The following is a 20,138-nucleotide window of genomic DNA, read 5'->3' on the forward strand; positions in this document are numbered from 1 at the left end:
GGCGTAACTGAGGTGAGCCTTACTATGCTGAGGCAACCCTGAGTAAGCCAAGCCTTCCCTTCTGCGTCGTCGCGAGGTGGGCGCGATCGAGAGGTGTGCCCCCGGTGCCCCTGCCCCCACCGATCGCGGAGTCGGCCGCGACCCCGCTGACGTCCCCGCTGCGCAGGGCGCGGGGTCGCCTCGTCCTGCTCGCCGTCGCCGCGCTGCTGCTGTCCTCGTGCGGGCTCCGACCGGGCGGGCACACGGAGGCGGGCGGCGACGTCGCGACGCCGCCGCTCAGCGAGGCGAAGGTGCTCGACGACCCGCGCTCGTGGGAGGGCGCGGTGCACGCGGGGCTGCCCGACGAGCCCGTCGACCCCGTGGCCGACTCCCCCACCCAGACCCTGCCGGTCACGCTGACCGACTCCCAGGGCACCCGCGTGACGGTCACCGACACGAGCCGCGTGCTCGCCCTCGACATCTACGGCACGCTCTCGCGCACGGTCTACGAGCTCGGACTCGGTGACTCGCTCGTCGGACGCGACATCTCGACCCAGTTCGACGAGGCCAAGGGCCTGCCGCTCGTCACCAGCAACGGCCACGACCTCAACGCCGAGGCGATCCTGGAGCTCGACCCCACGCTGATCATCACCGACACCTCGCTCGGCCCGTGGGACGTCGTGCTGCAGATGCGCGACGCGGGCATCCCCGTGGTCGTGGTCGACAGCACCCGCAGCGTCGACAACGTCGGCAGCCTCACGCAGGAGGTGGCCCGGGCGCTCGGCGTCCCCGACGAGGGGCGCCGGCTCGCGGACCGCCTGGAGAAGCAGACCCGCTCGACCCTGGCCGAGATCGCCGCCGTGGCCCCTCGGCGGGTCCAGGACAAGCCCCGCATGGTCTTCCTGTACGTCCGCGGCCAGGCCGGCGTCTACTACATGTTCGGTGAGGGCTCCGGCGCCGACACCCTGATCACGGCGCTGGGCGGGTACGACGTGGCCGGCGAGATCGGGTGGAACGGCATGAAACCCGTGACCGACGAGGGCATCATCGACGCCCAGCCCGACATCGTCCTCATGATGACCAAGGGCCTGGAGTCGGTCGATGGCGTCGACGGCCTGCTGGAGCGACTGCCGGCGCTGGCGCAGACGCCCGCCGGCCAGAAGCGCCGGATCGTCGACATGTCCGACGCGCAGATCCTCGGCTACGGCCCCCGGACCGCCGCCGTGCTGGAGGCGCTCGCCGTCGCCGTCTACGCGCCGGGCTCCGCCGCCCCCTCCGCCGGGGAGCGTCGATGACGGCCGTCGCCGGTCGGCACCGTCTCCCGGAGGCGGTGCCGACCGGTGACGTCCCCCCGCCGGCCCTGCCTCCGGTGCGCCGGGGTCGTGCCGGGCTGCTGCTCGCCGCGCTCGGCGTGGGCGTGGTGGTGTCGACGCTGGTCTCGGCCGGGCAGGGCCAGCTCGACGTGCCGGCGGACCAGGTGCTCGGGTCGGTGCTGCACCGGCTGGGCGTCGACGTCCTCCCGCTGCCGACGCATCCGCAGGGCGACAACACCCTCTGGCAGGTCCGCTTCCCGCGGGTCGCGCTCGCGGTGCTCGTCGGAGCGGCGCTGGCGACCGCGGGGGCCCTGATGCAGGGCGTGTTCGGCAACCCGCTCGCGGAGCCCGGGGTGGTCGGGGTGTCGGTGGGCGCCGCCCTCGCCGCCGCCTTCGTGATCGTCTTCCAGGTGACCCTGCTCGGCGCGTGGACCGTGCCGGCGTTCGCGTTCGCGGGCGGTCTCGTCACCACCCTCGCGGTCTACGCCCTGTCGCGGGCCGACGGACGCACCGAGGTGGTCACCCTCGTGCTCACGGGCATCGCCGTGAACGCGGTGTGCAGCGCCGGCCTGGCCCTCATGCTCTTCCTCGGCGACACGGCGGCGCGCGAGGAGATCGTGTTCTGGCAGCTCGGCAGCCTCAACGGCACCCGCTGGGCCCACGTCGCCGTGGTGGCCCCCTGCGTGGGCATCGGTCTGGCCGGCGCGCTGGCCCTCTCCCGCCGGCTCGACGTGCTGGCCCTCGGCGACCGCGCGGCTCGCCACGTCGGCGTGGACGTCGAGCGCGTGCGCGTGGCGGCGATCGTGCTCGTCGCGCTGCTCACGGCGGCAGCCGTCTCCTTCGCCGGCATCATCGCCTTCGTCGGCCTGGTCGTGCCCCACCTGGTCCGGATGGTCGTCGGACCGGGCCACCGGGTGCTCGTGCCCGCCAGCGCGCTCGGAGGCGCGCTGCTGCTGCTGTGGGCCGACCTGTTCGCCCGCACCGCCGTCGCCTACGCCGACCTGCCGATCGGCATGCTGACCTCCCTGGTCGGGGGCCCCTTCTTCTTCTGGCTGCTGCGCCGCACGCGCCGGACCGCCGGGGGCTGGGCGTGAACGCCCCCCTGGTCGCCTCCGGGCTCGGCGTGGAGCTGGGCGGTGCGCCGGTGCTCCACGACGTCGACCTCGAGGTGCGCCTCGGCGAGCTCCTCGTGCTCGTCGGCCCGAACGGCGCCGGCAAGTCCACGCTCCTGGGCGTCCTGTCCGGCGACCAGGTGCCGCAGCGCGGCACGGTGACGCTCGACGGCCGCCGGGTCGCGTCGCTGCGTGCCGGCGAGCTGGCACGCCGACGTGCCGTGCTGCCGCAGGAGAACCGGCTCGCGTTCGGCTTCCGGGTCGTCGACGTCGTCCGCATGGGCCGGGCGGCGTGGGCCGGGCGACCCGAGGAGGACCGCGACGACCTCGTCGTCGCCGAGGCGCTGCGTCGCAGCGACGTCACGCACCTCGCCGAGCGCGTCTATCCCACGCTGTCCGGTGGGGAGCGGGCCCGCACGTCCCTGGCCCGCGTCCTCGCCCAGGAGACCGCCCTCGTCCTGCTCGACGAGCCCACCGCGGCACTCGACGTCCGGCACGTCGAGCTGGTCATGGCCCAGGCCCGCGAGCTGGCCGCCGCGGGGCACGCGGTCGTGGCCGTGCTGCACGACCTGACCCTCGCCGCCGCGCACGCCGACCGGGTGTGCGTGCTCGCCGACGGTCGCGTCCGGGCCGTCGGGGCGCCGCGCGCCGTCCTCACCGCCGACCTGCTGTCCACCGTGTACGAGCACCCGCTCGAGGTCGTCGACCTCGACGGTCGACTGCTCGTCCTGCCCCACCGACACCCCCAGGAGGCCCTGTGCTGACCGGACCGTCCCCCGCACCCGACGCGCTCCCCCGGCGCGCGGCCGCCGCCCTCGTCACCCTCGCGCTCGCACTGGCCGGGCTCGCCGCCGTGACCACCGCCCCGCCCGCCGCGGCCGAGTCCCGCGTCGCCGTCAGCAACGCGCAGGGAACGGCCGTGGTCGACCCGACCTACGCCACCACCCTGACGCTGCGCGGGCAGGGCTTCCAGTCGATCAAGAACGGTCACGGCGGCATCTACGTCTTCTTCGGCACGGTCTCCGGGACCTGGCGGCCGTCGCAGGGCGGCCAGACCGGACGCAACCTCCTGTACGTGCCGGACAGCGAGACCAAGGACAACCAGGGCTTCCAGAAGTTCGTCGCCTTCCCCGGCAGCGACACCGCCTCCGCCGCGAACGGCGGGACCCTGGCGGCCGACGGCTCGTGGTCGACCAGGATCGTCGTCCCGGGCGCGGTGTTCAAGGCGCGCGACCGCAGCAACAAGGTCACGACGGTCGACTGCCGCCGGACCCGGTGCGGCATCATCACGATCGGGGCACACGGCGTGAAGAACGCCCGCAACGAGACCTTCACCCCGGTGTCGGTGGCCGACCTGACCGCCGCGGCGCGCGGAGGGGCCGCGGCGTCGTCGCGCTCGTCGTCCGACGGTGGCGCCGCCGCGACGACAGGCGGCGACACCCCGTCCGGCGAGGCCCAGGAGGCCGAGGGCGCCACGGACAGGGCCACCACGCGGCGGACGAAGCCGGTGCTCGCCGTCGACCGGGAGACGGCCGTGGCCGGCCGCGTGCTCTCCTTCAGCGCCACGGGCCTGCGCCCCGGCGAGCAGGTGACGGCCACCCTCGACGACGGCGTGGCCGCCGTCGGTCCGCTGACCGCGGGCACCGGCGGCCAGCTGGCCGGTGCCCTGCAGCTGCCCGCCGACGTCGGCGTCGGCACCCACGAGCTGCGGCTCAGCGGCGGCAGCGCGACCCCGAGCGTCTCCTTCCCCGTCGCCGCCCCGCCCCCAGCGGCCGGCGCCACCGAGTCCTCAGGCGGTGGCGTGCCGTCCTGGCTGCCCGTGGCCGCCGCGGGCCTGGCCCTCCTCCTGCTGCTCGGTGCCGTGCTGTTCGCCGTCCGACGGCTGGTCACCTCCCGCCGGAAGGAGGCCCGTCGTGCTGCGGCCCTGGCGTGACCTGCTCTGCTCGTGCCTCGCCCTCGGGCTGGCGCTCCTCCCGGGGGCGGCGCTCGCCGACCAGGTCGGCACGGGCGACCCCGACCCGATGGCCCAGGAGGCCACCGGACCGCGCGACGTCGACGACGCCGTCCTGCGCTGGGGCCTGAACGACGAGTCCAACAACCGCGCCTTCGCACCCGGCACGATCAACTTCCTGTCGGCCGGCAAGGTGCCGGACCCCGGCCGGGGCGGCACGATCATGCCCGCCTCGGGCTGGTCGGCACGCACGGGTGACGTCGCCGTCGAGAAGTGGGACGGGTCGGCCTACCGACCCGCCACGTGGGCGGGCCTGCGGACCGACGCGACCGGCGCGGCCATCGGCGGGGGCCGGTTCTCCGGGCACCAGCTCGTCTTCTCGGGAGGACGGGGCACCATCGACCCCGCCGCCGGGGACGCGACGATCACCTGGGACGGCGACGCGAGCGTCGTCTACTACTCCGGCATGGCGTTCTTCTACCTCAGCGACCCCGAGCTCGTGGTCGAGGACGGCGTCGGCCGGGTCACGGCCGAGCTGGGCGGCTTCGCCTCGTCCATGGAGGACCTCACGGCGTGGGGACCGGTCGCGCCCGAGCGCGTCGTCGTCGCCGACCTCGGCACCGTCGACCTCGGGTCGGCACAGGAGGAGGCGGGCGGGTTCACCGCCACCCCCGCCTACGACGGCGTGCAGGTCACCGGCGTGCCGCAGGTGCGACCGTACGGGTCCTTCCCGCAGTCCTTCGTCGACTTCCAGCGCAAGACCGGCACCGCCGCCTACTGGTACAGCAGCGGCGGCTCGGCCGACCCCTACAAGAAGGCGTCGCCGATGACGATCTCCTGGGCCGGGGCCGACGTGACGCCGCCACCGGCGCCCGGTCCGGCTCCGCTCGACCCGGTCGAGAACGAGGTCGTCCTGCCGCCACCGGCCCCGTCGCCCTCCCCCGCGGCGTCGTCCCCCGGGCAGCAGGCACGGCAGTCGGCCGCCGGCGCGCCGGCCGCCGACGTCGCCCCGCCGGCCGCCGCGGTCCCGAGGTCGGCGAGCGGCGAGCTGGTCCAGACCCGGCCCGTCTCCACCCTGCTGCCCCTGCCCCCTGCCGCGACCGAGAGCGCGAGGGACGCGCTCTGGTGGTGGCTCACCGCCGCGCTGCTGGGTCTCGCCGCGCTCGTCGTCGCCGGCAGCGTCGTGGCCACCCGCACGTCCCGCCCCTCCCCCGAAGCAGCCCCCACGCGGGGCTGACCACCTCCGAAAGGAACACCATGTCCAGCACCCCCACCCGCCGCAGGACGCGACTCGTGTCGCTCCTCGGCGCCGGCGCCCTGGCGGCGGCGACCCTCGCGGTCGTCACGCCGTCGGCAGGAGCGGCGCCGACCGCGTCCGCCGCGTCGGACACCGTCAGCGAGGCCACCTTCACGTGGGGCCTCAGCGGCTACGCGCAGGACGGCATCTTCGGCCCCTGGACGTTCAAGGACCCGACCGGCGACGCGCGCTACCTCGCCGGTGACGTCAGCACCGTGCCGAACACCTCGCCGCAGCAGGTCTACCGCGTCGACCCGGTCCCGACCACGTCGTTCCCGACGTCGAAGGCGGGCAAGGCCCCGAACGTCGTGCAGTTCACCGGCGGCGACGGCACGGTCGACCGCAGCACGGGCGCCGCGGAGCTGAGCTGGAGCGGCAGCTACACCGTCAACGCCTACCCCGCGCAGTACGGCGCGCCCGACGAGATCTACGCCGACCCGCAGCTCGACGTGGAGCCCGACGGATCCGGCTCGCTGACCATGCGGTTCACCATCGGGGCGGGGCAGTCCATGACCGGGGAGCCCTTCCCCGCGAAGGACTTCGGCCGACTCACCGTCGCGACGTTCGACGCCGGCTCCCTGAGCGCCCAGTCGTCCACCGGGTACCGGGTGACGCCCGACTACCAGGGCGTCACGTGGGACGCCCCGTCCGGCGCGACCGCCCAGACGCGCACGTGCTCGGCGCAGGACGGCGCCACCGGCTGGTGGGGAGCGTGGCCGACGGACTTCCTCGACGCCCTCGCGACCCACGAGGCGGGCGCGTCCGTCCTCGCCCACTTCTACTCCACCGGCTGCGCCGGCAAGCAGGACAACAAGCCGCAGCTCCCCTTCGACGTGACGTTCGCGCAGACCCCGACGGTCACCGTCTCGGACACCGAGGTCACCCGGGGCGCCACGACGTCCGTGACCGTCGAGGGCCGCGGCTTCGACCCGTCCCTCGCCACGGGCACCCGTCCTCCGTTCGCCGGCCAGAAGTCCGGCGTGTACGTCGCCTTCGGTCGCTACGCCGACGTCTGGCGTCCCTCGCAGGGCGCGCCGTCGTCGTCGCGCGCCAACGCCGACAGCGGCGACACGTCCGCCCCGGCGGTCAAGTGGGCCGTCCCGCAGGCGTCCTTCGCGGCCAGCAGCCCGGCGCAGGACCCGAGCGCACCGAACTACACCGAGCTGCGCGCCGACGGCAGCTTCACCGCGACCATCCCCGTCAACGAGGACTGGTTGAAGGACCGCACCGGCACCTACGGCATCTACACCTACGCCGGTGGCGGCGCGACCGTCGCGTCGTACGAGACCGCAACGCCGCTCACGTTCGTCGACCCCGCGCCGGAGCCGCTCACCCCCACGCTCTCGCGTGGGTCGGAGGTCAAGCCGACCCGCACGACGACGGGCTCCGCCCGCGTCACGGTGGCGAGCCCCGACGACTCGGTGCCGACCGGGACGGTGCACACGACCCTGGTCAACGGCAGCACCACGCTCACCGGGCCGCGGGCGACGCTGAAGGACGGCAAGGCGACGGTGACCGTGCCGAAGGCGACGCGCCTGGGGCGCTGGACGTCCACCGTCCACTACTCCGGCGACACGACGCACGCCGCCGCCACGGGTGCGACGAAGACCATCGAGGTCACCCGGTACGCGGCGACGGTGCGCCGTCCGTCGACCACGCGTCCGACGAAGCGCAAGACCGGTCGCGCGACGGTGGTCGTCACCTCGGCCAGCCCCGCCCAGGCGACCGGCACGGTGCGCGCGGTCCTGAAGAAGGGCCGCACGGTGCGCTACAGCCGACCGGTCACGCTGAAGAACGGCCGCGCGGTCGTCGGCATCCCGGCGGCGGGCTCGACCGGCACGTGGACGTACTTCATCCGCTACTCCGGCGACGCTAACCACCCGGCGAAGGACGGCACGCGCACGGCGCTGCGCATCACGCGCTGACGCCACGGCGACGGACGGCCCGGCACCTCCAGGTGCCGGGCCGTCCGTCGTCCATGACTCAGGCCGTGAGCGTCTCGACGACCGTGGCCACCCACTGCAGCAGCTCGCGACCGCGCAGCGGACGCCCGCCGACCGGCGCCGTCCTGGGGGCGGGCACCAGCGCGACGTGCGTCGCCGGCTTGTACAGGCTCTTCGGGTAGACCCGTCGCAGCCGCATCTGCGCCGACTCCGGCAGGTCGACGCCGCCGAAGCGGATCTGGGACCCGGCCGACGTCACCTCCGTCAGCCCCGCGGCGCGGACCGCGACGCGCAGGCGCGCGACGTCGAGCAGGACCTCGGTGACCTCCGGCGGCTCGCCGTACCGGTCGACCAGCTCGGCGCGCAGCTCCTCCACGTCGGCGTCGGAGCGGACGTCGGCGAGCCGCTTGTACATCTCCAGGCGCAGCCGCTCGCTCGGCACGTAGTCGTGCGGCAGGTGCGCCTCCACGGGGAGCTCGAGCTTGACCTCGCGCCCGCCCGGCTGCCCGTCCTCTCCCCCGTCGCCGCGGAACTCCGCGACGGCCTCGCCGACGAGCCGCACGTACAGGTCGAAGCCGACGTCGGCGATGTGGCCCGACTGCTCGCCGCCCAGCAGGTTGCCCGCGCCGCGGATCTCGAGGTCCTTCATCGCCACCTGCATGCCGCCGCCCAGCTCCGAGTGCTGCGCGATGGTCGCAAGCCGGTCGTGGGCGGTCTCGGTGAGCGGCTTGTCGGGCGGGTACAGGAAGTACGCGTAGGCCCGCTCGCGACCTCGCCCGACCCGGCCGCGCAGCTGGTGCAGCTGCGAGAGGCCGAGCGTGTCGGCCCGCTCGATGATCATCGTGTTCGCGTTCGACACGTCCAGGCCCGACTCGACGATCGTCGTGCAGACGAGGACGTCGTAGCGCTTCTCCCAGAAGTCGACCATGACCTTCTCCAGCGCCTGCTCGCCCATCTGGCCGTGCGCGGCGGCCACACGCGCCTCCGGGACGAGCTCGCCCAGCCGCTTGACCACCTTGTCGATCGACTGGACGCGGTTGTGGATGAAGAACGCCTGCCCCTCGCGCAGCAGCTCGCGGCGGATCGCCGCCGCCACCTGCTTGTCGTCGTAGGCGCCGATGAAGGACAGCACGGGGTGGCGCTCCTCCGGCGGCGTGGCGATCGTCGACATCTCGCGGATGCCGGTGACCGCCATCTCGAGGGTGCGCGGGATCGGCGTCGCCGACATCGCCAGCACGTCGACCGCGGCGCGGAGGTGCTTCAGCGCCTCCTTGTGCTCGACGCCGAAGCGCTGCTCCTCGTCGACGATCACGAGACCGAGGTCCTTGATCTGGACCCCGGGCTGCAGGAGCCGGTGCGTCCCGACCACGAGGTCGACGCTGCCGTCGGCCAGACCCGCGAGCGTCTCCTGCGACTCCTTCTCGGTCTGGAACCGCGAGAGCGGGCGGATGGTCACCGGGAACTGCCCGAACCGCTCGGCGAAGGTCGCGTAGTGCTGCTGGACGAGCAGGGTCGTGGGCACGAGCAGGATGACCTGCTTGCCGTCCTGGATCGCCTTGAAGGCGGCCCGCACGGCGATCTCGGTCTTGCCGTAGCCGACGTCGCCGCAGACCAGACGGTCCATCGGCACGGAGCGCTCCATGTCGCGCTTGACCTCGTCGATCGTCACGAGCTGGTCCGGCGTCTCGACGAAGGCGAAGGCGTCCTCGAGCTCGGCCTGCCACGGGGTGTCGGGACCGAAGGCGTGGCCCTTGGTCGACTGACGGGCGGCGTACAGCTTGATGAGCTCGCCGGCGATCTGGCGGACGGCCTTGCGCGCCTTGTTCTTGCGCGCCGTCCAGTCGGCACCGCCGAGCTTGTCGAGGCTCGGGCTCTCGCCGCCCACGTAGCGGCTGACCTGGTCGAGCTGGTCCATCGGGACGAACAGGCGGTCGCCCGGCTGGCCGCGCTTGCTCGGCGCGTACTCGATGACGAGGTACTCGCGTGCCGCGCCCTGCACGGTGCGGTTGACGAGCTCGACGTAGCGCCCGACCCCGTGCTGCTCGTGCACGACGTGGTCGCCGGCCTTGAGCTCGAGCGGGTCGACCTGCTTGCGTCGGCGCGTGGGCATGCTGGACCGGTCCGGACGCTCGGCGGCGCGCTGGCCGACGAGGTCGTCGTGGGTGAGGAGGACGGCACGGGGCGCCACGAGGCCGTGCCTCAGGTCGGCCACCACGACGGCGACCACGCCGCTGCCGACCGCCGGCGGCCCACCATCGCCCCCGGCGTCTCCGTCCGCGTCTCCGGCGGCGTCGACGAGGGTCGCCGGCACGTCGTGCTCGGCCAGCCACTCCACCGTGCGCTGGGCCTGCCCGGCCGCCGGCGTCGCGAGCACGACGAGACGTCCGTCGGCGAGCCAGGCGCGGACGTCGGCCACCGCGGCCTCGGTGTCGCCGCGGTAGAGCGGCGCCGCCTCGGCCGTCGCCGCGACGGTCTCCTCGTCGTCGAGGCCGAACGGCGACAGGCTCCACCAGGACGACCCGCCGGCGAGTGCGACGTCGCGGACGTCGTCGAGGTCGCGGAATGCCGCGGAGCCGAGGTCGATCGGCGCCTCGGCGCCGGTCGCCGCTGCCGCCCAGGAGGCCTGCAGGAACTCCTCGTTCGTCGCGTTGAGGTCGGCGGCGCGGGCCCTGACCTTCTCGGGCTCGTGGACCAGGACGACGGCGTCGTCCGGGAGCAGCTCGACCAGCAGCTCCATCTCATCCGTCAGGATCGGCGAGAGCGACTCCATGCCCTCGACGGCGTGACCCTCGGCGAGCTTGCCGAACAGCTCGGCGAGCGACGGGTGGGCGGCAGCGAGCACCCGGGCTCGCTCGCGGACCTCGTCGGTGAGCAGCAGCTCGCGGCACGGGGGCGCCCACAGCCGCTCGACCGGATCGGTCGTGCGCTGGTCCGCGACCGAGAACGAGCGGATCTCCTCGACCTCGTCGCCCCAGAAGTCGACCCGCACCGGGTGCGCGTCGGTCGGCGGGAAGACGTCGACGATGCCGCCGCGCACGGCGAACTCGCCGCGCCGCTCCACCAGGTCGACGCGCACGTAGGCAGCGGCGGCCAGGTCGCGGACGACGTCGTCGAGCGGCGCCTGCTGTCCGACCACCAGCTCGACGGGCCGCAGGTCGGCCAGGCCCTTGACCTGCGGCTGCAGCACCGATCGCACCGGCGCGACGACCACCCGGACCGGCGGGGCGCCCGGCCCCGGGTGCACGAGACGGCGCAGGACGGCGAGCCGACGGCCGACCGTGTCCGAGCGTGGCGAGAGCCGCTCGTGGGGCAACGTCTCCCAGGCGGGGTAGACCGCGACGGCCTCCTCCCCGAGGAGCACGGCGACGTCGGCGGCGAGCTCGTCGGCCTCACGTGCCGTGGAGGTGACCGCGAGCACCGTGGAGGTGTCGGCCAGCGCTCGGGTCACGAACGGCTGCACCGAGGCGGGGCCCTGCACGGAGAGGGTGCGCGGACGCTCGGCGAGCGCCTCGACCAGGGGGCCGTTCAGGTGGGGCGAGAGGAGGGCGTGGAGGTCCATCTACCGGTTGAACGCGCTCTGGGTCTCGGATAGTCCGCGGGTGACGAGGCTCTCGATCGCGTCGGCAGCCTCCTCGAGGTACACCGGGAGGTCCTTGCGCTCGGTCGAGGAGTAGGGCTTCAGCACGAAGTCGTGCACGCTCTGGCGTCCCGGGGGCCGGCCGATGCCGACACGCACACGGTGGAAGTCGCCGGTGCCGATCGACTGGCGGATGGACTTGAGGCCGTTGTGGCCGTTGTCGCCTCCGCCGAGCTTGAGCCGCAGGGCGCCGAAGTCGATGTCGAGCTCGTCGTGGACGACCACGAGGTGCTCGGCGTCGACGTCGAAGTACTTCATGAGCGTCGAGACGGGCCCGCCGCTCTCGTTCATGTACGAGCGCGGCCGACCGAGGACGGCCCGCTCACCGGCGACCCGCCCCTCGACCACCTCGGCGCGGCCCGAGGCGTGCGCCTTGAAACGGCCGCCCACGCGCTCCGCGAGCACGTCGGCGACCATGTACCCGACGTTGTGCCGGGTGGCGGCGTACGTGGGGCCCGGGTTCCCGAGCCCCACGACCAGCCAGGTCACGACTCGGTGTCGCCCTCGGACTCGCCCTCGGCGTTCGCACCCTCGGCGTCCTCGGGCTCGTCGCGCTCGATGCCGGCCTCGGCCTCGGCCTCCTCCAGCTCGGCCTCGACGTCGGCGGCCGTCGGCGCGGCGGTGACGTTGACGACCAGCAGGTCCTCCTCGACCGCGAGCGCGGCGCCGGAGGGCAGCGACAGGTCGGAGGCGAGCACCTGGGCGCCGACCTCGAGACCCTCGATCGAGACCTCGACGGCCTCCGGGATGTGCGTGGCCTCGACCTCGAGCGACACCGTGGCGTTCTCGAGGACGACCAGCGTGTCGGGCTGCGCGTCGCCCTCGAGCTGGACGGCGACGTCGACGACGACCTTCTCGCCGCGCTTGACGATGAGGAGGTCGGCGTGCTCGATGAAGCCCTTCAGCGGGTCGCGCTGGACCTGCTTCGCGATGGCGAGGTGCGACTCGGAGCCGACCTCGATCGAGAGCAGCGCGTTGCTGTTCTTCAGGGCGAGCATGAGCGCGTGACCCGGCAGCGTCACGTGGACGGGGTCGGTGCCGTGTCCGTAGAGGACGGCGGGAACCTGGTCGGCGCGACGGATGCGGCGGGCAGCGCCCTTGCCGAACTCGGTGCGGGGCTCGGCGGGGATGGTGATCTCGGCCACGAGGGAACTCCTGGAGGTGTGGTGCGGGCGAACGAGGTGGGGCGGCCGTGGACTCGGCCGGTCGTCGCCCCAGCAGGTCGGACACGACACTCCGGGGAGCGCCCTGTCGATCACGGTCGGACCTGCCGACCCTCGCCGAGGCAACTGCGTCAGCCTACAGGAGCCCTCCGCCGCCGGTGAAATCGGCCACCGCCGACGGTGCCGGATTGCTAGGGTCGCCTCATGCGGACGCCGACTTCCCCGGGCGGTCCCGGGGAGATCCCCGCGACCTCCGGCGACGGCGTGCCCCGCACCCGCACCCCGGTGGTGCCGAGCGAGGTGTTCGCGGCGCAGTTCCTGTTCCTCACCGGGCTCGCGCTGCCGGTCGTGTCGTCGCTCGTGACGTCGCTGCCCGTGCACCAGGGGGCGTTCACCGCCGGCATCGTGGTCGCGGGCGTGACCGCCCTGCTGACCGCCATGCTCGGGTCCCTCGGCATCGACCGGGCCGGGTCGACGGTGGTGGCGGCCACGCTCATCGCGGTGCTCGACGTGGTCGTGTGCAGCCTGCTCTACTACGCCGCGCCCGGTGCCGGGTTCGCCGTGCTCGCCGTCCTGCCGGTCGCCTGGGCGTCGATCCAGCTCCCCGCGCTGCCCCGGGCGTGCGTGCTCGGCACGGCGCTCGTCGCGATCGTCGTCGTGGCGGGCGTGCGCGACCTGAGGGGCGACCAGCCGTGGACCAGCGCGGTGACCACCCTGCTGAACCTCGCCCTGCTGTTCGCGCTGACCTCGTGGGCGGGATCGCGCTGGACGGCGCGGAACCGCTCACAGCGGCGGCTGCTGGAGTCCCAGACCCGGCTCGTCGGCTCCGCGCTCGACTCGGCGCGCACCCAGGAGCGCACCCTCGCGGAGGTCCTCGACGTCGTCGACTTCGCCGTGGTCACCCTCGACGCCGACGGCGGGGTCACCGCCAACCGCGCCGCCGAGGCGCTGGCCCGCCACGTCGGCGCCGCCGACGCCGCCGAGGCCGTGCTGCACGCGCCGCTGTACCGCGCCGACGGCACCACGCCGCTCGCGGCGGGCGAGAAGCCGCTCGCCCTCGTCCGCTCGGGCCAAGACGTCGAGGGACTGCTGGTCCGGCTCGGGCCGCCGGGCCCGGCCCAGGTGCCGCTGAGCGTCAGCATCCGCCGCGTCACGGGCCCGCGCTCGGACCGCTACGTGTTCGTGGCGCGCGACGTCAGCAAGGAGCTCGCCGACGCCCAGGCGCGCGACGACGCCGTCGCCGCCGTGTCCCACGAGATCAAGACGCCGCTCACCGCCGCCCTCGGCTACCTCGAGCTGGCGCTCGCGGAGCCCGACCTGGGGGACGAGGCCCGCGAGCTCGTCGAGGTCGCCCTCGACAACACCGAGCGGATGCTGGCCCTGTCGCGCGACTTCCTGGCCGCGCGGAGCCGGACGCCCGGCGTGCCCCTGAAGCTCCTCATGGAGCCGTGCCGACCCAGCGAGCTCGCCCGCAGCGCCGTCGAGGGCGTGCGCCCGCTCGCGACCGAGCGGCTCATCACGGTGCGGCTCGACACGCGCACCGAGTCGACCATCCCGGCGGACCCGCTCCGGCTGCGCCAGGTGCTCGACAACCTGCTGACCAACGCGGTCAAGTACAACCGCTACGACGGCACGATCGACGTCGTGGTCCAGGACGCGCACCGTTCCACCGAGGCCGTCGACCTGCCCGTGGAGCACGGGATCACCAGCGAGGGGCCCGTGGCCGTCCCCGGCGTGGAGATCGTCGTCCGCGACACCGGACGCGGCATGACCGAGGACGAGCTGGCGTCGCTGTTCACCCGCTTCTACCGCACCGACCGCGCCCGCAGCTCCGGCGTGCAGGGCACGGGGCTGGGGCTGAGCATCACCCAGGACATCGTCCGCGCCCACGGCGGCTCCGTCGACATCACGAGCAAGCTCGAGGAGGGCACCACGGTCACCGTGTGGCTCCCGGCGGCGGCCGACGAGAGCGTCGCGCGGGACGTGGCCTGATGTCCGACCTCGACCTCCTGCTCCTCGGCACGCTGCTGCCCTACCTCGCCGTGGCCGTCACCTTCTCGGTCACGACCGCCATGCGGCACAACGACCCCGCCAACCGGCTCTGGGCCGGCGGCCTCATCGCCGCCGCCGGCGCAGCGTTCGCGAGCCTGCTGACCGGCGACACCGTCCTGACCTTCCAGACCGACACCGCGGGCGCGGCGTGCGGCGTGGTGGCGATCGGCCTGGTCTGGTCGGGCCTGCGCTGCTTCCGTGGCGCCGTCGCCCTGCCGGTCGCCCCGCTCGTCGTCGCCGTGGTCGTCGTGCTCCTGCGCAGCGGCCTCGAGGCGCTCGGGTCGCCCGTCCTGCCCGACGGCTACCTCGCGGCCGCCGGGTTCGCGGTCGCGGGGGTCCTCGAGCTGCGCCGCAGCAGCATGCGCTCGAACGTCAACGTGACCCTGCTGCAGGTCGTGCTCGCCGTCTTCGCCGGCGCCGTCGTGCTCAACGCGCTGCTCGGTCGGGTCTACCGCGGCTCGGACCACCTGTCGGCCATGTTCCTGCTGGTCACGATGCTCGTCCTGCTGCAGCTGCTCGTCGCCATGCGCGCGGAGCGCGAGGGCGCGTGGTGGTCCGAGGACCACGGCACCGGCCGGGTCTTCGGGGTGCACAGCCGGGGCCAGTTCGTCGAGGCCGCCGCCGACCGGCTCAACCGCATCCAGCTGCGCGGCGGGCACGCCGGGCTGGTGCTCGCCGAGATCACCGACCTCGTGGAGCTCAACGAGGCGTTCGGACGCCGCGGGGGCGACCTGGCGCTGGCGACCGTCGCCGACACGCTGCGCCGCCACGTGCCCGTCTGGTCCGTCCTCGGCTACCTCGGCGTGGGCCGCTTCGCGGTCCTCGCACCGGCGGAGACGCCCGAGCGGACCGCAGAGATCGCGGCCGCCGTCGAGCGTGCCGTCTACACCAGGTCCAACGAGGCGCTCGGCGAGCAGGACGTCCCCGTCCCGGTGCTGTTCGGCACCTCCGACACGTTCACGACCGCGCCCGACCTCGACGCCCTGCTCGCCGAGGCCGGCTACGTCCCCCGCACTTGAGCCGATCTTGAGCAGACCTTGAGGCCGGACCGCGGCGTTTCCTGAGGTCCGGGCACCAGGATGGGGTGACGCCCACTGCGCAGGAGCCCCCGTGTCCCACGACGCCCGCGGTCCCATGGACCGACACCCCACCGCCTTCGACCTCAGCGACGAGGCGCTGCACCGCGCCCTCGGCACCGCCGTCGAGGAGGTCGCGGGCAGCATCAAGCCGCGCGCCACCGTCGCCTGCGTCGTGCCGTCCTACAACGAGGCCGAGACCATCGCGTCGGTGCTCGACGCGCTGCTGGTGCAGACCCGGCTGCCCGACGTCATCCACGTCGTCGTGAACAACACCACCGACGAGACCGTCGAGATCGCCGGCCACTACGCCGGCCAGCACCTGATGGAGCGCCCCGAGGGCACCCAGCTGGTCGAGATCTTCGTGCACGACATCGGCGAGAACCCCGACAAGAAGGTCGGCGCCCTGAACTACGGCTTCTTCCTCGCGGAGGGCTGCGACTACATCATCGGCGTCGACGGCGACACCACGCCCGAGCCGACGGCCGTCAAGGACCTGGTCGACGAGATCACCAGCGACGACCGGATCGGCGGCATCTCGGCGATCTACAGCATCGACGACAGCGCCCTGCCGACGCCGATGGCGAAGTTCCTCACGGCCGGCCAGCGGGCACAGTTCGCCGCCTTCAACATGCAGAACCTGCTGCGCGGCCGGAACATGGCCGTCCTCGGCGGCCAGTTCTCCATCTTCGCGACGCAGGCGCTGCGCGACGTCATGACGCAGACCCACCAGCGCGCCCCCTGGGTGAAGGACAGCGAGGTCGAGGACTCGCTGCTGTCGCTGCAGATCAAGAGCGCCGGCTACCTCACGAAGATCAGCGCGACGGCCCGGGCCCACGTGGGCGGCATGAACACGCTGCGCTCCCTCGACGCGCAGCAGGTCAAGTGGAACTTCGGCGCCATCGAGCTCATGTGGCCCGGCCAGCGCGGCGACACGAAGGGCCAGCCCTTCCACCCCAACCTGCGGCTGCGCTGGTTCGAGCACATGTCGATGGTGCTCAACATCATCACGCGCCTCATGTTCTTCAGCCTCCTGCTCGCCTCGCTCTCCATCAACGCCTTCGTCTTCAGCCCCTGGTGGCTCGTGCCGCCGGTCGTGGCGATCCTGCTGAACTACCGGGTGGCGCGGTCGATGCACTACGGCCACCGCCGCGACATCCTCTTCGCCGTGCTCCTGCTACCCGCGGAGATCTACATGTGGATCCGGATCGGCCACTTCCTGCGCGCCTGGACGAAGTTCGCGAGCCGCAAGCAGACCGACAACTGGGCCGCCCAGGCGAAGGCCGAGCGCGGCTCGGGCAACAGCTACCTCTACCCGTTCGCAATCGCCCTCTTCGGCTTCATCGCGGCCGCCGCCGTGTGGTTCCAGGTCCCGATCGACCTGCAGTCCTCCATCCTGGCCGTCGGCTGGCCCATCCTCGGTGTCATCACCGTCGCCCAGACCTTCTGGATGGGCATCAAGATCCTGCGTAACTACCGTGGCTACACGGTCTGAGCGCCCCACCCGTCCCCCTCGTCCTCTCGAAGGAAGCACACCCGTGACCAGCGCATCCCGCCGTCCCCTGCCCGTCGTCCGCGCGACGTCGGCCGTCGTCCTCGCCCTCGTGGCGTCGCTGGTCCTCGGCGCGTGCGGTCTCGTCGACCGCGAGCCGGCACCGGCCGCCACGCCCACGCCCACCGCGTCGCCCACGGCGGCGTTCAACTCCCAGTTCACGCGCGACGGCACCTTCCAGTCGCACGTCAGGGTCGGCACCCTCGACTTCGTCTACACGATCTGGCCGACCAAGTCGACGCCCCGGACCAACGAGTGGTACCCGCTGGGCGACAAGTACTTCTCCTTCACGCTGCAGGCGTACGACCTGTCCCGCAAGCTGCGCGACCCGTTCCGCACGAAGCGCCGCGCCTACCTCGGGAAGATCCAGGTGTCCTCGGCCACGACCACGTCGTCGGGCGACGTCGAGAACCCGTACACGCTCGACGCCGACGCCCGTCGGATCACCTTCGACCCGGAGCCGGTCGCCTCGCGCTACGGCATGCTGATCACGTCGCCGAAGGGCGCCTTCGAGCTGCGCAACCAGAAGATCGGCCCGCTCGCCATGGACACCAAGGGCGTCACCCTGACCTTCAAGGCGACGGTCTGGATCCAGCGCCGCGCCGGCAGCCGCGAGTACGTGCCCGAGCTGGTGACGCAGGAGGTGCCGATCGCGATCTTCGCCTCGAAGACCCCCACCGAGGCCCAGAAGATCCCGATCAACGCCAACTGAGGTCGGACGAGGGCGTCGGAGCGGCTGGACCGCTCAGGCGTCCTCGGCCATGCGGTACCCGACGCCGCGCACGGTCTCGATCCACCGCGGGGTGGTGCTGGAGTCGCCGAGCTTGCGGCGCACGTTCGCCATGTGCACCTCGACGGCGCGCTTGTCGGCCTCGTTCACGAAGTACGTCGTGACGTAGTTCTGGCCCCGCAGGGTCAGGACGAGGTCGGCCTTGCTGCGCACCCGACGACCGGTCGCCATCAGCGAGGCGACGAGGTCGAACTCGGTCCGGGTCAGGTCGACGGTGCGGCCGTCGACCGTGACCGTGCGCGTGTCGACGTTGACCGCGAGACCGTTGCAGCGCATCCAGGCGTCGTTGCCCGTCTGGGCCGGCGGCGGGGCACCGGCGTGGACGGCGGGAGCGTGGCTCACCGCGTGTGCGCCCGGCGACGGGTGGGTCGGGTAGGCGGGGCCGGGGTCGGCCGGCGGGGCCATCGGCTGGGGCGCTGCCTGGTACCGCGGCCCCGGGTCGGTGTACGGCGCCTGCTGCTGCGGCACGTCGCCGTAGCGGCCCTCGGGGTACGACGGCGCCGGGGGCTGGCGGTCGTAGGTCTGCTCGGGGTACGACGGTTCCGCGTACGACGGTTCCCGAGGCGCCGGGGGCTGCACGGGGTACGAGGCCGGCGCCGGGTGGCGGGCCACGTCCTGGTGGGGCCGCTCGTACTGCGGCGTCTCCGCCGGGGTCGGCGCAGGACGACCCTGGACCTGCTGCGGGAGGTCCTGCGTCGCCGACGGCGGCGTCGAGGCGACACCGTTCGGCGCGGGCTCGAAGCCCTCGACGTCGACGTGGTGGCGCGGTCGGCGCATGACCGACTCGATCCGGGCTCGTAGCTCGCGGGGCCGGAACGGCTTCACGAGGTAGTCGTCGGCACCGGAGTCCAGACCCTGCACGACGTCGATCTCGTCGTCGAGCCCGGTCAGCATGATGATGTAGGTGGCGCTGAACTCGCGGATCAGCTTGGCGGCCGCGAAGCCGTCCATGCCGGGCATGTTCACGTCGAGCGTCGTGAGCACGGGTTCGTACGCCCGCACCGCCTCGACACCCTCTGGACCGTCCTTCGTCAGGACGACCTCGAAACCGCTCCGGACGAGGATCGTCCGGAGCAGATGCCGGACGTCCGCGTCATCCTCGATGACGACGGCGATCGGCGCGCCACTCTCTCCCATGCGGCGAGCGTAGCAACGACTGGGTCCGCCGCAGGACGAACCGTGTCCGGTGCGGGCGATGTCACCAACCGGCCGCGCGCGCCAGGTCCAGTGCTCGATCGGCCCACCACTGCCCCGCCGGAGGCCCGCCGTTGCAGGATCCGTCGCTCTCCCCGGGCGGCTTGATCCACAGGAAGGCGTCGAGCGAACCCTCCCCCGCGGCCGGCGTCCGACCCAGCGCGCGACCCGACGGGTTGCACCACTCGCCGTCGGCGCCGTTGCCGTTGCGTCCCGTGTCGATCACGTAGTGACTGCCGCCCAGCGCCTTCGAGACGGCCTCCGCGTAGGCCTGCTCCCGCGCGTCGTCGGCGTAGAACGAGACGTTGGTGGCGAACCCGCGCGCGTCGCCCACGCCGGCGCGCTCGAGCCGCGAGGCCATCTCCTGCGGCTGCACCCAGTCCGAGTGCCCGCCGTCGACGTAGGTGGTGACGTGGGCGTCGGCGAGGGTGTCGACCGCGTCGTGCAGCAGCGCGAGCCGGCTGTCGGCGTCGGCGCACTGGCCGGCATCAGCCACGGCGTCGGGCTCGAGGACCGCGACTGTCGTGCCGATGCCGCGTGCACCGTCCGCGACGGCACCGACCCAGTCCCGGTACGCCGCCGGGGGCAGGCCACCGGCCGACTCCCCGCCCTGGCAGTCGCGGTCGGCGATCCCGTAGACCACGAGCAGGGCGACCCGGTCGGCGTCGCGCGCCGCGGTCGCGATACGTCGGACGTGCGCCTCCACCTGCTGCTGCGGCCACGCCTCGGGCGTCAGCCAGATCGCCGTCGGCGTGTCGGCCACGCGGCGCAGCACCGTGGCGTCGTCGCCGGACGCCGCGTCCGCCGCCTGGCGCGCCTGCGAGTGCGGGTCGACGTACACGCGCCCGGACGCGAAGGGGTTCGAGCTCTGCGCCCCCGCGGGCCAGAACGGGAGGGAGACCCCGAGCAGGTGCAGCACGACCGAGACCGCCACGGCGGCAGCGACCGCCCCGGCGGCCAGCTCCCAGCGACGCGTGTGCGACGACTGCACCTCGACCCTCCCTCTCGGACCGGCACCCGGTCACGCGCTGAGGATACTGGCCTCCGCCTCATCGCGCGGGCCGACGGTCCCGACGGAT

The 20,138-nt window shown here is 73.4% G+C and carries 15 protein-coding genes; 10 read left to right on the forward strand and 5 right to left on the reverse strand.

What is annotated here, in order from left to right; translation table 11 throughout:
• Positions 1-104: 104 nt before the first annotated feature.
• Genes AC3WRM_RS12410 through AC3WRM_RS12435 form a run of 6 tightly spaced genes read left to right on the forward strand, consistent with a single transcriptional unit; the run spans position 105 to position 7,577 of the window.
• A complete protein-coding gene (locus tag AC3WRM_RS12410; RefSeq protein WP_492247029.1) occupies positions 105-1,274 on the forward strand; it encodes a heme/hemin ABC transporter substrate-binding protein in 1,170 nt (389 codons plus the stop codon).
• Positions 1,271-2,386 (forward strand): FecCD family ABC transporter permease, encoded by a 1,116-nt coding sequence (locus AC3WRM_RS12415; RefSeq protein ID WP_492247030.1) that lies wholly within the window; start codon positions 1,271-1,273, stop codon positions 2,384-2,386. Before AC3WRM_RS12410 ends, AC3WRM_RS12415 begins: the two co-directional genes overlap by 4 nt.
• A complete protein-coding gene (locus tag AC3WRM_RS12420; protein WP_492247031.1) occupies positions 2,383-3,168 on the forward strand; it encodes a heme ABC transporter ATP-binding protein in 786 nt (261 codons plus the stop codon). Before AC3WRM_RS12415 ends, AC3WRM_RS12420 begins: the two co-directional genes overlap by 4 nt.
• Positions 3,162-4,337 carry a hypothetical protein gene (locus tag AC3WRM_RS12425; RefSeq protein WP_492247032.1) on the forward strand — a complete coding sequence of 392 codons (1,176 nt, stop codon included), beginning with the start codon at positions 3,162-3,164 and terminating at the stop codon, positions 4,335-4,337. The genes AC3WRM_RS12420 and AC3WRM_RS12425 overlap by 7 nt, the downstream gene beginning before the upstream one ends.
• A complete protein-coding gene (locus tag AC3WRM_RS12430; protein WP_492247033.1) occupies positions 4,318-5,592 on the forward strand; it encodes a hypothetical protein in 1,275 nt (424 codons plus the stop codon). Before AC3WRM_RS12425 ends, AC3WRM_RS12430 begins: the two co-directional genes overlap by 20 nt.
• Before the next feature lie 20 nt (positions 5,593-5,612).
• A complete protein-coding gene (locus AC3WRM_RS12435; protein ID WP_492247034.1) occupies positions 5,613-7,577 on the forward strand; it encodes a hypothetical protein in 1,965 nt (654 codons plus the stop codon).
• A 58-nt stretch (positions 7,578-7,635) separates the two neighbouring features.
• Here the strand turns inward: AC3WRM_RS12435 and mfd are convergent, their stop codons facing one another.
• From mfd to AC3WRM_RS12450, 3 genes are read right to left on the reverse strand one after another with little or no spacing between them, the layout of a single operon-like run.
• Positions 7,636-11,154, reverse strand: a complete 3,519-nt coding sequence (mfd, locus tag AC3WRM_RS12440; RefSeq protein WP_492247035.1) for a transcription-repair coupling factor — start codon at positions 11,152-11,154, stop codon at positions 7,636-7,638.
• Positions 11,155-11,721, reverse strand: a complete 567-nt coding sequence (gene pth, locus AC3WRM_RS12445; RefSeq protein WP_492247036.1) for an aminoacyl-tRNA hydrolase — start codon at positions 11,719-11,721, stop codon at positions 11,155-11,157.
• Complete coding sequence (locus tag AC3WRM_RS12450; RefSeq protein ID WP_492247037.1) at positions 11,718-12,377, reverse strand: 50S ribosomal protein L25/general stress protein Ctc; 660 nt, start codon at positions 12,375-12,377, stop codon at positions 11,718-11,720. The genes pth and AC3WRM_RS12450 overlap by 4 nt, the downstream gene beginning before the upstream one ends.
• 222 nt (positions 12,378-12,599) lie before the next feature.
• On the opposite strand from AC3WRM_RS12450, the gene AC3WRM_RS12455 reads away from it, so the two are divergent.
• From AC3WRM_RS12455 to AC3WRM_RS12470, 4 genes are all read left to right on the forward strand, one after another.
• Positions 12,600-14,387: a sensor histidine kinase gene (locus tag AC3WRM_RS12455; RefSeq protein ID WP_492247038.1), complete on the forward strand. Its 1,788-nt coding sequence runs from the start codon at positions 12,600-12,602 to the stop codon at positions 14,385-14,387.
• Complete coding sequence (locus AC3WRM_RS12460) at positions 14,387-15,466, forward strand: GGDEF domain-containing protein (RefSeq protein ID WP_492247039.1); 1,080 nt, start codon at positions 14,387-14,389, stop codon at positions 15,464-15,466. Before AC3WRM_RS12455 ends, AC3WRM_RS12460 begins: the two co-directional genes overlap by 1 nt.
• 91 nt (positions 15,467-15,557) lie before the next feature.
• Positions 15,558-17,018 (forward strand): glycosyltransferase family 2 protein, encoded by a 1,461-nt coding sequence (locus AC3WRM_RS12465; RefSeq protein ID WP_492247040.1) that lies wholly within the window; start codon positions 15,558-15,560, stop codon positions 17,016-17,018.
• 43 nt (positions 17,019-17,061) lie between these two features.
• Positions 17,062-17,787: a hypothetical protein gene (locus AC3WRM_RS12470; protein ID WP_492247041.1), complete on the forward strand. Its 726-nt coding sequence runs from the start codon at positions 17,062-17,064 to the stop codon at positions 17,785-17,787.
• A gap of 33 nt (positions 17,788-17,820) precedes the next feature.
• On the opposite strand, the gene AC3WRM_RS12475 is transcribed toward AC3WRM_RS12470, so the two are convergent.
• Together AC3WRM_RS12475 and AC3WRM_RS12480 are read right to left on the reverse strand one after the other, a co-directional pair.
• Positions 17,821-19,002 (reverse strand): response regulator transcription factor, encoded by a 1,182-nt coding sequence (locus AC3WRM_RS12475; RefSeq protein ID WP_492247042.1) that lies wholly within the window; start codon positions 19,000-19,002, stop codon positions 17,821-17,823.
• A gap of 61 nt (positions 19,003-19,063) precedes the next feature.
• Complete coding sequence (locus AC3WRM_RS12480) at positions 19,064-20,050, reverse strand: glycoside hydrolase family 6 protein (RefSeq protein ID WP_492247043.1); 987 nt, start codon at positions 20,048-20,050, stop codon at positions 19,064-19,066.
• Between the last annotated feature and the right edge of the window lie 88 nt (positions 20,051-20,138).

This window comes from Aeromicrobium sp. EU05-FHT14F07 (assembly GCF_058790455.1).

Coding starts and splice junctions, on each gene's coding strand:
- AC3WRM_RS12415 (WP_492247030.1), top strand. CDS start 1,271: ATGACGGCCGTCGCCGGTCGGCACCGTCTCCCGGAGGCGGTGCCGACC.
- AC3WRM_RS12435 (WP_492247034.1), top strand. CDS start 5,613: ATGTCCAGCACCCCCACCCGCCGCAGGACGCGACTCGTGTCGCTCCTC.
- mfd (WP_492247035.1), bottom strand. CDS start 11,154: ATGGACCTCCACGCCCTCCTCTCGCCCCACCTGAACGGCCCCCTGGTC.
- AC3WRM_RS12455 (WP_492247038.1), top strand. CDS start 12,600: ATGCGGACGCCGACTTCCCCGGGCGGTCCCGGGGAGATCCCCGCGACC.
- AC3WRM_RS12460 (WP_492247039.1), top strand. CDS start 14,387: ATGTCCGACCTCGACCTCCTGCTCCTCGGCACGCTGCTGCCCTACCTC.
- AC3WRM_RS12475 (WP_492247042.1), bottom strand. CDS start 19,002: ATGGGAGAGAGTGGCGCGCCGATCGCCGTCGTCATCGAGGATGACGCG.